The organism is Klebsiella sp. NPDC088457 (assembly GCF_044900465.1).
Classification (GTDB): domain Bacteria; phylum Pseudomonadota; class Gammaproteobacteria; order Enterobacterales; family Enterobacteriaceae; genus Klebsiella.
In genome coordinates this window covers 43,460-56,922 of record NZ_JBJDNH010000002.1, presented here as the reverse complement: position 1 = coordinate 56,922, position 13,463 = coordinate 43,460, and the positions used below count along the sequence as shown (strand labels likewise).

The following is a 13,463-nucleotide window of genomic DNA, read 5'->3' as shown; positions in this document are numbered from 1 at the left end:
GCCGATGACTTTAACTGCCCTCGGCGGCTTTGATTCGCGTTTCTCCGTCGCTGTTTTCCAGCTCATAGATCCGGCTCTCCGCCAGCGAGGCGATAAGCGCCACGAGTTCCGACGAGTGGCTGGTTAACCAGATTTGGCTATCGCGGGAGGCTGCAACAATCAGCCGGGCCAGCGCCGGAAACATCTGCCGATGCAGGCTGTTTTCCGGCTCGTTAATCGCCAGAAACGCCGGCGGACGCGGGCTTAATAGTGCGACCGCCAGGCACAGGAACCGTAACGTGCCATCGGACATTTCCGCCGCCAGCAGCGGTCGGTATATCCCGTTTCGCCGCATCTTCATTGCGAAACGCGAGTTTTCGTTTTCACAGAAAAACGCGCACTGCGGAAAGGCGACGCCAAGGATCTCATGAAGTAACTCTTCGGCGCCAATTTCGACAATCGTCTGAAAGGCGGCGGCGAGATTGTGCCCATCGCTATCGAGCACCGGCGAACGGTAGCCGACCGTCGGATGCCGCAGCGCCGAGTGCCTGCCGATACTAAATTCGTGATAGAAGCGCCACTGGCGCAGAGTTTCTCTGACCCGCGAGACTTCCGGGAAGCGGTGCGGCTCACCCAGTTGACCGAAAATGGACTCATTTTCATAAATGGTGTCGGTGAAGGTATTTTTCTCGCCGTTGACATCCAGCAGAAATGCGGCCTGATTCTTGCGCTGCAACACCCGTGCTGACGGGCGCCGGGAGAACCCCGCCAGCCAGATAGACTCCTCTTTAACTAGCGGATCGAGCATAAACTGGGTGGGATAAGGCAGCTTTTCCGGGAAGCCGACCTGCAGCTCATAATCGAATTGATCCGTGAGACAGGCTATCTGCAACCGCCGCGGATAGCGGGCGGTGGGCGCGCTTTTCCCCGACCACATGATATTCTCGAGGCCGCCTTCATCACTGATATAACTGGAGAACCTGCCGTCAGCGCAGGCCGTTAACAGCTGGATGGCTTTATAGATATTGGATTTACCGCAGCCGTTCGGCCCAAAAACGATATTGAGCGCGCCCAGTTCCAGCTCGATATCCCTGACCGATCTGAAATTTTGTATGCGGATATGGCGAATCATGGCGCTCCCGAAGAGAATAAAACCGCGCGGGGCCGCAGCGGCGGACAGGCCGGACGCCGGCGAATCGTCCGGCGCCGGTGGTTCAGCACAGAGACTTCTTCATGCCCCGGGTCAGGGCGACTCGTTTGAGCTTGTCAGAGTCCTCATGTGACTCATTGAAGACGCCAAAAAAGTAGCGCTCATCATCGATCGTTTGCGACACAATCCGATAGCTCAGCGGCGGCCCGGATTTCGCGCCATACTGCGCAGCGGTGACGGAGAGCTCCGTCGCGGTATCGGCGACGCTGACCAGCAGGCCGTCCGCCTTTCCCCCCACCAGCATGACCTTAATTAGCGGGTCCACCATGTTCCTCCCGGAGCGGTCAATGATTAATGTTTGGTCGCCGACAGCGGGCCGCATTAACGCAGCCCTCTGTACATTCTTATAGTTCATCACGGCCTTAAATAAAAAAACTCTTTCTTATACTGAGCTAAGCATCGATTATTGCTGGTAAAAGCTGGCAGATGATGAAGGAAAAAAGAGGAATTGTGAATCTTCATAGCGCTTATTTATGATTATTTTCCATTGAACCGTCTCGCCAGAGTCCGCATAGTCCGCTTGTCCAGAAGCAAATCCAAGGAAGAACCCTGAATGCGTCATAATCGTTTCGCTCTGCTCCCGTTATTCGCCGCCCTGTCTTTGCCCGGCTGGGCGCATGAAGCGACGGTAAGCAAGGTTAAAGAGGCTGAAAGCCAGCTCCAGGCCCGGGTCGGCTACGCCGAGCTGGATCTATCCTCCGGCCGGCTGCTGACCGGCTACCGCTCAGCCGAACGTTTCCCGATGATGAGTACCTTTAAGGTGCTGCTATGCGGCGCCGTTTTGTCGCGCGTTGACGCCGGAGAAGAAAAGCTCGATCGGCGTATTGATTACCGCCAGCAGGATCTGGTTGAGTACTCGCCGGTGACGGAAAAGCACCTCAGCGATGGGCTGACCGTGGTGGAGCTGTGCGCCGCCGCCATTACCCTGAGTGATAACACGGCGGCCAACCTGCTGCTGGCCACCCTCGGCGGCCCGCAGGGATTAACCGCTTTTCTCCGTCGCAGCGGCGACCGGACGTCACGTCTCGATCGTTGGGAAACGGCCCTCAATGAAGCGCTGCCGGGCGACGCGCGCGACACCACCACGCCAGAAGCCATGGCGCAGACGCTGCGTCAGCTGTTGACCGGCAACGTCCTTTCGGCCGCTTCGCAGCGGCAGCTGCAGCGCTGGATGGTGGATGACAAAGTGGCGGGACCGCTGCTGCGCTCGGCGCTGCCCGCAGGCTGGTTTATCGCCGACAAAACCGGCGCCGGCAACCGTGGCTCACGGGGGATCGTGGCCGCACTTGGCCCGGACGGTAAAGCCTCGCGTATCGTGGTGATTTATTTAACCGAAACCAAAGCCTCTATGGACGAGAGAAACAAGCAGATTGCCGCCATCGGCGAAACCCTGGTGCAGCGCTGGTAATATCCTGGCCACCGTCATGGAAAAATGTACGGAGCTGGCGTCCCTCTCGGGCGTGCTCCGCTTATCGCTCTCAGATTTGAGGGATTGTTAATCCGCATCCTGCCGACACAGAAAAGGCCCGCCGAAGCGGGCCTGCCACTGCTAGTTATTTTGATGATTGTGATGCCTGGTGCCTCCAGGTGAGCCTTTGGTCAGCCACCGTGACTCGCGAGTAAATATATATAAAGCCGCATCTCAACCAGCATGCGTCCTTTGGCCCGCTGTTTCGCCCCTACGCAGAGTGGGATTCATCACAATAATGATGCTAATGGCCTGGCATTCAACGCGAGCTAAACGGTCGGCCATTAACGGCCCCGCCTGACGTGCATACGTCACGGCAAGAGAGACAACTGCCGGCGCTATTTTGCGCGTTTAGCCAGATGAGGGCACTGCGTGGACCATTTTACAAATTTCGCATTGTATACCGCGTCATCATCGCTGATAAAAGAGACATGACCTGTTTTGGCGGCACCGTCTTTCAGGGTCCCCAAAAGATCCAGCTGGACCGTGCGCTCGTCGAACTCTTTACCTTTCTCGTCGAAAGCCCGATAACACCCCACAAACCCCGTCAGTTCGATAGGGTCATTGGTTTTACTGGTCACCACCAGGTTAAATGTTTTTTCATATTTAGGCTCTCCGGCAATAACAACGGTACCTTCAGAAGCAGGAATAGCCTCAATGACAAGTTTATTGTGTAAATCTTCCGCTGCTACAGAAGAAAATGAGACGAGAATAAATGAGGAAACAAATAGAGCTTTGACCATTTTCATTAATAACCTCCTTGATAAACACCCGAAGGTTATACCGCAGAAAGAGGCTTATCCCAAATCCCAGGGTAAACTTAGCGTAAACCAACAAGAAACAATTCAAATATAGAAAAATTCGCCGCACCATGACAACAAAGCAGATGATGACGGGATGTTACGCCCTGTCGATTAACAATAATGTCCCGTGACTTCCCGGGGGAACGCGATGGCTTGCGCCTTTGGGGATAAGATAAAAATCCCACGCTTTGAGTATGACCGCCTGGCCATCAACAATGAGCGCCATCTCCCCTTCAATCACCACCAGCAGTTCATCAAAGTCGGCATGAGACTCATCCGGGATACCCGGACCGCCCATCTTTATGAGTTTAATGTTGGCGCCCCCGACCTTGCCGAGGATCAGCGATTGCCAGACCTCGGGTAACTCCAACGCTATTTTCGCTAAAGAGCCTGTGTTCACTGCGCTTCCCTCGTGACATGCGAAGTTATAGCTGTACCATATTTCACCCACCGCCCAAATCAATAATCATGATAAGAAATGCTGACTTAGCGCGAACGGTTTTTAGGTCGTCATGACCGGTTATTTTCCATCGCTCACGCGCGGCGCCAGCGAAATATTCGCGTCGTCCCCGCCGGCGGCGATGCTCCAGCCGTTTCTCCCATAAAAAAGCCCCGCGTATGCGAGGCTCCGGCTGATATAAAAAGCGCAGGCTGGCCTAAGCTAGTCCTCTTCGCGACCTTCAAGGGCATCCTGAATAGCATCAGCTAAAGAGGAGACCTCCTGGGCGACGTTACGCAAATCCATCTGACTACGAATACCGGAATTCGCGGTTGATGAAGAGACAGCGGCTTTCGAAATTTCTAATGCTGCCTGTACGGCAAGAAGACGCTTGTGTCTCTCGACCGCGTCTTCACCGCTATCATCATCAAAATCAAAGTATTTTTCTAACATGCTGATTCCTTTTCGACCATCTGGTTGCCGGGTAACTGATATTTGGTCACAGCGGGGTAAATTCAATGGTCAGCCAGGATATTCATGGCGTTGGATTAATTTGAGCCCGGGCCGCTGGCTGAAAAATTGACAGAGATAACGAGATCGCATAACACGACGTTTAGCTTTACACCACGTTATCGCGAAGCGGCAGAGCCGGGTTCGCGGAAATTGATTCACTGCAGCCATTTGGTTTAAAAACTCGGGTAGCGGATGCAGGGTTATTTTCGAGTTTTTGTTTTGTTCTGGTTGGCCGTCGAACCAATTCTCCCCCGCAGTTGGGGCATCTGGAGTGAAGTTTTTCCCGGCAATCATCGCAGAACGTACATTCAAAAGAACAGATATAGGCGGTCTGCTCATGAGCAGCCAGATCGATATTGCAACACTCGCAGTTTGGTCTCAGTTCTAACATACAGGAGCCCTGTGTTGATTAACCCGGACTACAGCATAGGCAAGTCGCCATAGAATATGAATCACCGGGCAGCGATTTCTTTTGCCCGCCACATTCCCGACAGATGACCTCCCGCGAGCGCCACAGCGCCAGGGGGACGTGGCGAGGGTCAGTTTTGCTGGGATTGTGGGGAAGGTGAATATGTGAAAAAACCGGGCCCTGCGCCCGGTCCTCTTTTACTCGACAAAGCGCGCTACTCGCTCAGTCCGCGGTTTTCCAGCATCGGCTCAATCTTTGGATCGTGGCCGCGCCATTGGCGATAAAGTTCAGCTAAATCAGTGCTGTTGCCACGTGACAAAATCGCTTCGCGGAAGCGCTGACCGTTTTCGCGGGTCAGGCCGCCGTGCTCAACAAACCACTGATAGCCATCGTCGGCCAGCATTTGCGTCCACAGATAGGCGTAATAGCCCGCGGCATAGCCGCCGCCGAAAATATGCGAAAAATAGCTGCTGCGATAGCGCGGTGGAACGGCCGGCAGATCCATCTTTTCTTGACCTAAAGCCGCCGCTTCGAAGGCATCAACATCGGGCGGAATTTCCGCCGGCGACACGCTATGCCAGTGCATATCCAGCAGCGCCGCCGCCAGCAGCTCGCTCATGTCGTAACCTTTGTTAAACTTCGCCGCGCGCAGCATCTTTTCACGCAGCGCGTCCGGCATCGCTTCACCCGTTTGATAATGCCGCGCGTAGTGGGCAAATACCTGCGCCTCGCTGGCCCAGTGCTCATAGATCTGCGAGGGAAATTCAACAAAATCGCGGGGCGTATTGGTCCCCGACAGGCTGGCGTAACGCTGGCTGGCGAAGAGCCCGTGCAGGGCATGACCAAACTCGTGGAATAACGTGATCACCTCATCCCAGGAAAGCAGCGCGCTCTGCCCTGGCTTCGGTTTCTGATAGTTACACACGTTGTAGATCACCGGCTGCTGGGCGAGCAGCGTCGATTGCTCGACGAAGACATCCATCCACGCCCCGCCGCTTTTGGAATCCCGCGCGAAGAAGTCGCCGTAAAACAGCGCGATACCTGCGCCGTTCGCGTCAAAAATTTCCCATACCCGGACATCCGGATGATAAACAGGAATATCGAACCGCTCGACAAAGCGTAAACCAAACAGCTGTGAGGCCGTCCAGAACACGCCGTCCTTCAGAACCCGGTCGAGGGCAAAATAGGGTTTGAGCTGCGATTCATCGATAGCAAACTTCGCCCGGCGCACCTGCTCCCCGTAGTACAGCCAGTCCCAGGCCGCGGCGGCAAAACCGCCGCCCTCATCGTCAATAACCTGCTGGATATCCGCCAGCTCCTGCTCCGCGCGGGCCCGCGCCGCCGGGACGATCCGCCGCATGAAGGCAAAAGCGGCCTCGGGAGTACCCGCCATCTGATCGGCCATAGACCAGCTGGCATAGTCCGCGACGCCCAGCAGTTCCGCTTTGCGCGCGCGAATCGCCGCCAGACGCAGCACCAGATCGCGGGTATCGTTCGCATCGCCCTTTTGGTTGCGCTGCCAGCCCGCGGCGAACAGATTTTCACGCGTCTGACGCTGACGTAACGACAGCAGCGCCGGTTGCTGAGTGGTGTTAAGCAACGGTAGCAGCCAGCGGTCGTGCAGCCCTTTTTCCCGAGCCGCCTCCGCAGCCTCGGCGATCTCTTCCGCGCTGAGCCCGTCCAGCTGATGCGGGTAATCCAGCACCAGGCCGCCGGATTTCACCGCCGCCAGCAGCCGCTGCTGGAACTGGCTCTGTAACGCCGCCGCTTGCTTATTCAACGTGCGCAGCACCGATTTTTGCTCTGCGCCCAGCGTGGCGCCCGCCAGAATGAAACGCTGCCAGCTGACCTTCAGCAGCCGCCGGGATTCGTCATCCAGGGTGAGCGTTTCACGTTGTAGCCACACCTGCTTCACGCGCTGAAACAGCGCCTCGTTAAGCCAGATATCGTTCCCCAGCTCCGCCAGTTCAGCGGAGAACTGCTCATCGAGCGTCTGGAGGGTCGGATTGGTATGCGCCCCGGCCATGGCGAAAAATATCCGGGTGACGCGCGCCAGCAGCTGCCCGCTCTGTTCCAGCGCCACCAGGGTATTGGCAAAATCGGCCGGCGCCGGGTTATTCACAATCGCCGCAATCTCTTCGCGCTGGCGTCGGACCCCTTCATCAAAAGCCGGACGGTAATGCGTATCCTCAATCAGATCAAAACGCGGCGCCTGGTAAGGCAACAGGCTGACGCTCAGCAAAGGGTTGTTTTCCGCCATCATTATCTCCTGGACCTGGTTATCCTCTAAGATTAGGCAACTCATTGATTGACCGCAATGATTTCCGCTTACTGTGGCCTTGAAAACCGATCTGCCGGCGGTGACTGGACGGCATTGCGCGGCGGCGTGACAGGCAGGATTCAGACGCCGGTTTGCTTACCACCACGGCACAAACAGGCCCCACAGACAAACATCACCTCCCCGGCGACGAATTGACCCGCTTACGGCAACATTTGTACCTCATACCTTCGCAATTGCCTGTTTTGGATACGTATTGCACGCTCAGCGGAGGTAGACTCCGTTTTCTTTTATAGCTACAGTGCTTAGATAGCGCGCTGTTCCGTTGTTGCTTAATTTTTTTCTCCGGGTTGCGGGCCCTTGTCGGCTGCTGAGTGGCCCAGCGTGTTGAAATGGAAGAAAAACATTAAGTAAGACGGGATTGACAGGCTCTGCCTATGCTTTATTCAGGGCTAAATGAGAAAATTGACAGGAGCGATGATGATTATTCTGGTTACCGGTACAACAGCAGGGTTTGGTGAAAGCATTACGCGTCGTTTTATCGCTAATGGTCACAAAGTGATCGCCACCGGGCGTCGTGAAGAACGTCTGCAAACATTAAAAGATGAACTCGGCGATAATCTTTATACCGCGCAGCTGGACGTGCGCAATCGAGCCGCTATCGAGGAAATGATTGCCGGGCTGCCGGCCGACTGGCAGGCCATTGACGTTCTGGTCAATAACGCCGGTCTGGCGCTGGGTCTGGAACCGGCGCACAAGGCCAGCGTTGAAGACTGGGAAGATATGATCGACACCAATAACAAAGGCCTGGTCTACATGACCCGCGCGGTACTGCCCGGGATGGTTGAACGCAACCGCGGCCATATTATTAATATCGGCTCGACTGCCGGCAGCTGGCCTTATGCCGGCGGGAATGTTTACGGAGCGACCAAGGCATTCGTCCGCCAGTTCAGCCTGAACCTTCGCACCGACCTGCACGGCACCGCGATCCGCGTGACCGATGTTGAGCCGGGTCTGGTGGGTGGTACTGAGTTCTCCAACGTGCGCTTTAAAGGCGATGATGCCAAAGCCGGGAAAGCTTACGAAAATACCCAGGCGCTGACGCCGGAAGATGTCACCGAGGCGGTATGGTGGGTGGCGACGCTGCCTGCGCACGTCAATATCAACACTCTGGAAATGATGCCTGTCAGCCAAAGCTTTGCCGGTCTGAGCGTGCATCGCGAGGGCTAAGTCGCCCCACCCGGCCCATTGAGGGCCGGGTATGGGCTAACAGGCAAATAACGCGTAAAATAACGCATATAATCCAATAAAAGTAACCATCAATGGCCGCAGAATCGCAACTTAATCCGACACAGCCCGTAAACCAGCAAATTTACCGTATCCTCCGCCGAGATATCGTCCATTGTCTGATCCCACCCGGCACCCCATTGTCTGAGAAAGAAGTGTCCGTGCGCTTTGACGTCTCCCGACAACCGGTGCGGGAAGCTTTTATTAAACTGGCTGAGAACGGTCTGATCCAGATCCGCCCGCAGCGCGGGAGCTACGTGAACAAGATCTCCCTCTCCCACGTGCGCAACGGCTGCTTTGTTCGCCAGGCCATCGAATGCGCCGTCGTTCGCCGGGCGGCGGGGATGGTCAACAGTGAGCAAATTTATCAGCTTGAGCAAAATCTTAATCAGCAGCGTATTGCCGTTGAACGTCAGCAATTAAATGATTTTTTTCAGCTTGATGATGAGTTTCACCAGAAACTGTCCCTCATTGCCGACTGCCAGTTAGCCTGGGATACGGTGGAAAACATTAAAGCCACTATCGACCGGGTGCGCTATATGAGCCTCGATCACATAAGCTCTCCGGAGATGCTGTTGCGCCAGCATCTGCAAATTTTTCAGGCGCTGGAAAATCGCGACGCCGATGCGGTGGGAGAAGCCATGAATGTACATCTGCATGAAATTAGCGAATCGGTGTTATTAATTCGCCAGGAAAACCGCGACTGGTTTAGCGAAGAGTAACTGCGTTCACGGCAGCGCAGGCTAATCCCGCCCTGCCGTGCTCACGTTAAAAAGGTAGTAGATTATCTGACAACCAGCACCGGTATTTTGGCGTGACGCAAAATTGACTCCGCATTCGAACCAAGAAGATGCGTTGAAATTCCCGGCTTGCGCGAGCCGATAACGATAACATCAAACTCACCGGCGCTGCTGATGGCCAGAATTTCATCGCGGACGTTACCAAATACCACCCGTGAATGCATCCGCGAGGCCGGAATGGAGAACAGTCGGGACAGCGTCTGCATTTTTTTCTCCGACTCCGCTTGCATAAATGCTTCGAACTTCTGAATATCTGCGGCAAAGCCCCGCAATATTGAGCGACTGCTGTTTGGCAACACGTTCAACAACGTAATTTCGCCCTCTTCTGCCGATGCTAAAAACTCCGCATGGCGTACCGCTTTGTCACTTAAATCCATTTCAAAAACATCGACGGGCAATAAAATTCTCTTGTACATATTCGGTTCTCCTTTTCCCGGATTACTTATTTTTACTGCGCTCATCATGACAGATTTATTTTAAATCAGATATAAACAACACCCCGGCTATCCCGCATATGCGTTAAAATAAACATCAATTATATATAGTTGCCTCTGGATAATTAAAGATATGTATATTCAGTGCCGGCGGTCTGGTTTTTGATAAACTACAGCCTAAAAACATGTTCAGCCAACGTCAGCGATAAGCCAGGCGTGAAATTCGGTTCAGGGTGAGGCGCATGGCGGCGACATCCTTGTCACCGCATGCGCAAAGCGGATAGATCAGTGTTTATGCCACTGATGATATTCCCGTTTGAGTCGCTGCGGAGCCGTTTCCGGCATCATCGCTAACCCGATAACAGAAATCACACCCAGAACAATCACATAGATAGCCAGTCCGTAATAGTGCCCTCCCGTGACCTGCAGGATTTTCACCGCGACCAGGCCCAGAATACCGCTGCCGACGAGCGACCCCACCTGCCAGATTAAGGCAATACCGCTGCAGCGAATATGAGTCGGGAACAGCTCCGGGAAGTACGATGCCTGAGGGGCATAGCACATACTGTGTCCCAGACTCAGAACCAAAATCATGACCAGCTGCGTGAGCCAGAAACTGTCCTGATTGATGGCGAGGAAGAATGGGACAATCATAATGACCTGCAGCAGCGCCCCCATGATATAGACCGGTTTACGCCCAATCCTGTCGCAAAGCGAGCCCATCAGCGGTATCGCAATAATCTCCAGTATCACCGCCACGATCATCGTTTCCATCAGGATATTCGCGTCAAGATTATTGGCCTTACCGTACGCCAGTATAATGACCGTAAACATCGCAAAGGTACATGCTTCAATTAACTTTGCGCACACGCCTTTAAATACGATCCCCGGGAAGTCGCGAATGACTTCAACTAACGGACGCGACTCCTCAGCCTTGGTTTCGCGGATTTGAGCGAATACCGGCGACTCGTCAATTTTAAGGCGAATAAATAAGCCAACAATGACCAATAGCAAACTTAATAAGAACGGAATACGCCACCCGTAATCCATCATCGCTTCCGGAGTCAGGCTTGCATTTAATAAAGCAAAGAGCGCTAATGGCAAAAGAAAACCGACCGGTGCGCCAATCTGCACCCAGCTGGCAAAGAAGCCGCGATGTTTTGGTTCGGAATATTCCGCGGTCATCAGCACCGCACCGGCTTGCTCGCCACCGACGCCAAACCCTTGCAGTACACGAATAAAAATAAGTAATACCGGTGCCCAGATGCCGATCTTCTCATACGTAGGTAAAAGCCCGATGCAGAATGTCCCCAGGCCGACAATTAATATTGTAATGACCAGCGCTTTTTTACGCCCGACTTTGTCGCCAATATGGCCAAATACAATGCCCCCTAGCGGTCTTGCCAAGAAACCAACGGCATACGTCGCGAATGCGGCAAGTGTACTCACTAACGGATCATCACTGGGGAAAAAAAGATGCCCAAAAAATAAAACTGCCGCTGTGCCATATGCAAAGAAATCATAATATTCAGCGGCCGTTCCGATTGCCGAGGCTGAAGCCACCCGACGAATAATAGGTTTGTTATCTACATCTTTTTTAACATCAACTGAACCAACCATAGGCTTGTACCTTTGTAAGATATAGTGAAAATTAAATTTTGGGGATTTAAATAGCTCTCAACTGCTCCACAATAGGCCGTTTCTCAAACGGGGAATGCCATTTCCGTTCGCAACCCGCCGCAAAGGTATCAGCACCAACTAACATCACCTCTTATTTTTTTACTCCTGTTTAACACGTTCGAAATTAAAACATTTGTGCAACTGCCATACAAGTATATTAAAGCGAAAGGGTGTCATCGATCACATAATCAAAACGAGCGCACGGCGGGGATAATCAGGCGCGCACCTCCCGCCACCAGGCCCTCTCGCCTTACTGGTAAACAAGAAGCAAAAAGGAAAAGGAGGACAAATGGCGTTACTGTATAGCCATGAATGAGGGGGATAAGGGTCAGGCCTTGCGTTGACTCAGCGCAACCTGCGGCGGTAAACACATTGCGCCGCGGTATATAAATGAAACCTTTTCATCCAGTTAAAATGAATGAGCTAAATTAATTAATAACGCAGTAGCACAGAATACAAAAGATAAGACACCCTGAAAGGGTGCCTTAAAGAGTGGCAGAAACGCGTAGTGTCAGTACCGATGGCGACAGCTAGCGTCCCTCTGCCCAGGCTGCGACGGTCGCTTTCGCGCCCCGGCTTTGTAACGACAGATAGGCCTGGGTTAGCGCATCGACAAATCGCGCTTCCTGCGGCAGCGCGTGGCCAAAGATAGCCTCGATACCCAGCAGCGCCTGCACCCGCGCTTCACCGTCGACGCTGCTCTGTACCGCCTGCTGGATCACCGGGAATAACGGGTCGCTGACCTCAATCGCCTGCCCCTGGTCATCCACACCGCTGACGTAACGCATCCAGCCCGCTACGCCCAGCGCCAGCAGGCTGAAATCACTGTGCTGCGCCAGGTGCCAGCGAACCGAGTCGAGCATCCGCTGCGGAAGTTTCTGGCTGCCATCCATCGCGATCTGCCAGGTACGATGCTTAAGCGCCGGGTTGCTGTAGCGGTCAATCAGAAGCCCGGCATAGCGTTGCAGATCAACGCCCTGTACTTTCAACGTTGGGGCCTGCTCTTCCAGCATCAAGGTCCGTGCCGCCAGACGATAGTTTGCGTCCTGCATACAGTCATTAATATGCTGATAGCCCGCCAGATAGCCCAGATAGGCCAGGAAAGAGTGGCTGCCATTCAGCATACGCAGCTTCATCTCTTCAAAAGGAATGACGTCAGCGACCAGTTCAGCGCCCGCGTTTTGCCACTCCGGACGGCCGGCAACAAAGTTATCTTCAATTACCCACTGGCGGAACGGTTCGCAGGCGACGCCTGCCGGATCGCGCACGCCGGTCAGCTGTTCAATTTTATTCAGCGTGCCCGCCGTCACCGCCGGCACGATGCGATCGACCATCGTTGACGGGAAGGTGACGTTTTGCTCAATCCAGTCCGCGAGTTCGCCGTCAATAGCCCGGGCAAGCGCACAAACCACATTACGCATAACATGGCCATTCTCCGGCATGTTATCGCAGGACATGACGCTGAATGCCGGCAAACCCGCGGCTTTGCGCCGTGCTAACGCTTCCACGATGACACCGGGCGCCGATTTCGGCCGCTGGGGATTGCTGATATCGGCGACGATCAGCGGATGTTCCAGCTGCAGTTGGCCGGTTGCCGGTGAGTGGCAATAGCCCTTCTCGGTGATGGTCAACGACACAATCGCCACCTGCGGCTCACACATTTTTGCCAGCACGCTTTCCAGACCATCGACTTCCGCGTGCATCGCCTGCTTCACCACGCCAACCACCCGCGCGGTCCAGGCATCCGCCGACATTTCGGCGACGGTGTACAGCAGATCCTGGTTTTGCAGATCGGCAATCTGCTGTTCGCCGCCGATCAGGTTAACTTCGGTGTAGCCCCAGTCACTTCCCTGTTCTGCCGCCAGAATATCGGCATAGACCGCCTGGTGCGCACGATGAAATGCGCCAAAGCCCAGGTGCACAATCCGTGAAACCAGCGTGCTGCGATCGTAAGAAGGAAGTGTTGCCCTGGCTGTTAAAAGCGTGTTTTGCATCTTTTGACTCGCTGTGTAGAAACGGTATGAAAGTTAACTGCCATACCAGATTACCGTTACTTTCCGCTTAAGTTTTGATTTGCATTAATTAACGGTTAATTGGTACGACAAGAATAAAATGTTGTGTGATAGCTGTCGCACTTCTACTGCTAAATAGCGCAAAGCTATC

The 13,463-nt window shown here is 54.1% G+C and carries 13 protein-coding genes; 3 read left to right on the top strand and 10 right to left on the bottom strand.

Annotated elements, in window-relative coordinates:
• Positions 1-10 precede the first annotated feature (10 nt).
• Positions 11-1,111: an AAA family ATPase gene (locus ACI2JR_RS02390; RefSeq protein WP_462477764.1), complete on the bottom strand. Its 1,101-nt coding sequence runs from the start codon at positions 1,109-1,111 to the stop codon at positions 11-13.
• Positions 1,112-1,193: 82 nt separating this feature from the next.
• Positions 1,194-1,454, bottom strand: coding sequence for a hypothetical protein (locus tag ACI2JR_RS02385; protein ID WP_165905772.1), 261 nt, complete (start codon positions 1,452-1,454; stop codon positions 1,194-1,196).
• A gap of 288 nt (positions 1,455-1,742) precedes the next feature.
• On the opposite strand from ACI2JR_RS02385, the gene bla reads away from it, so the two are divergent.
• Positions 1,743-2,597, top strand: coding sequence for a PLA/ORN/TER family class A beta-lactamase (gene bla, locus ACI2JR_RS02380; protein ID WP_462477763.1), 855 nt, complete (start codon positions 1,743-1,745; stop codon positions 2,595-2,597).
• A gap of 398 nt (positions 2,598-2,995) precedes the next feature.
• Here the strand turns inward: bla and ACI2JR_RS02375 are convergent, their stop codons facing one another.
• From ACI2JR_RS02375 to dcp, 5 genes are all read right to left on the bottom strand, one after another.
• A complete protein-coding gene (locus ACI2JR_RS02375; protein ID WP_132731132.1) occupies positions 2,996-3,406 on the bottom strand; it encodes a DUF4354 family protein in 411 nt (136 codons plus the stop codon).
• A 151-nt stretch (positions 3,407-3,557) separates the two neighbouring features.
• Positions 3,558-3,860, bottom strand: coding sequence for a cupin domain-containing protein (locus ACI2JR_RS02370; RefSeq protein WP_462477762.1), 303 nt, complete (start codon positions 3,858-3,860; stop codon positions 3,558-3,560).
• 261 nt (positions 3,861-4,121) lie between these two features.
• Entirely contained in the window at positions 4,122-4,352 is a 231-nt protein-coding gene (locus ACI2JR_RS02365; protein WP_132731133.1) for a hypothetical protein, read from the bottom strand.
• Positions 4,353-4,518: 166 nt separating this feature from the next.
• On the bottom strand, positions 4,519-4,803 hold the full coding sequence (locus tag ACI2JR_RS02360; RefSeq protein ID WP_462477761.1) for a DUF1272 domain-containing protein: 285 nt from the start codon (positions 4,801-4,803) through the stop codon (positions 4,519-4,521).
• A 232-nt stretch (positions 4,804-5,035) separates the two neighbouring features.
• On the bottom strand, positions 5,036-7,081 hold the full coding sequence (gene dcp / locus ACI2JR_RS02355; protein WP_462477841.1) for a peptidyl-dipeptidase Dcp: 2,046 nt from the start codon (positions 7,079-7,081) through the stop codon (positions 5,036-5,038).
• Between the two features lie 498 nt (positions 7,082-7,579).
• On the opposite strand from dcp, the gene ydfG reads away from it, so the two are divergent.
• Positions 7,580-8,329 (top strand): bifunctional NADP-dependent 3-hydroxy acid dehydrogenase/3-hydroxypropionate dehydrogenase YdfG, encoded by a 750-nt coding sequence (gene ydfG, locus ACI2JR_RS02350; RefSeq protein ID WP_462477840.1) that lies wholly within the window; start codon positions 7,580-7,582, stop codon positions 8,327-8,329.
• Between the two features lie 92 nt (positions 8,330-8,421).
• On the top strand, positions 8,422-9,108 hold the full coding sequence (locus ACI2JR_RS02345) for a GntR family transcriptional regulator (RefSeq protein ID WP_132731145.1): 687 nt from the start codon (positions 8,422-8,424) through the stop codon (positions 9,106-9,108).
• 62 nt (positions 9,109-9,170) lie between these two features.
• Here ACI2JR_RS02345 and ACI2JR_RS02340 read toward each other — a convergent pair whose 3' ends face one another.
• The 3 genes from ACI2JR_RS02340 to ACI2JR_RS02330 all read right to left on the bottom strand — a co-directional run bounded on the left by ACI2JR_RS02340 (position 9,171) and on the right by ACI2JR_RS02330 (position 13,294).
• Positions 9,171-9,602: a universal stress protein gene (locus ACI2JR_RS02340; protein ID WP_132731197.1), complete on the bottom strand. Its 432-nt coding sequence runs from the start codon at positions 9,600-9,602 to the stop codon at positions 9,171-9,173.
• Between the two features lie 303 nt (positions 9,603-9,905).
• Positions 9,906-11,240: an MFS transporter gene (locus ACI2JR_RS02335; RefSeq protein ID WP_132731146.1), complete on the bottom strand. Its 1,335-nt coding sequence runs from the start codon at positions 11,238-11,240 to the stop codon at positions 9,906-9,908.
• 590 nt (positions 11,241-11,830) lie between these two features.
• Positions 11,831-13,294, bottom strand: coding sequence for a mannitol dehydrogenase family protein (locus ACI2JR_RS02330; RefSeq protein WP_462477760.1), 1,464 nt, complete (start codon positions 13,292-13,294; stop codon positions 11,831-11,833).
• Positions 13,295-13,463 lie beyond the last annotated feature (169 nt).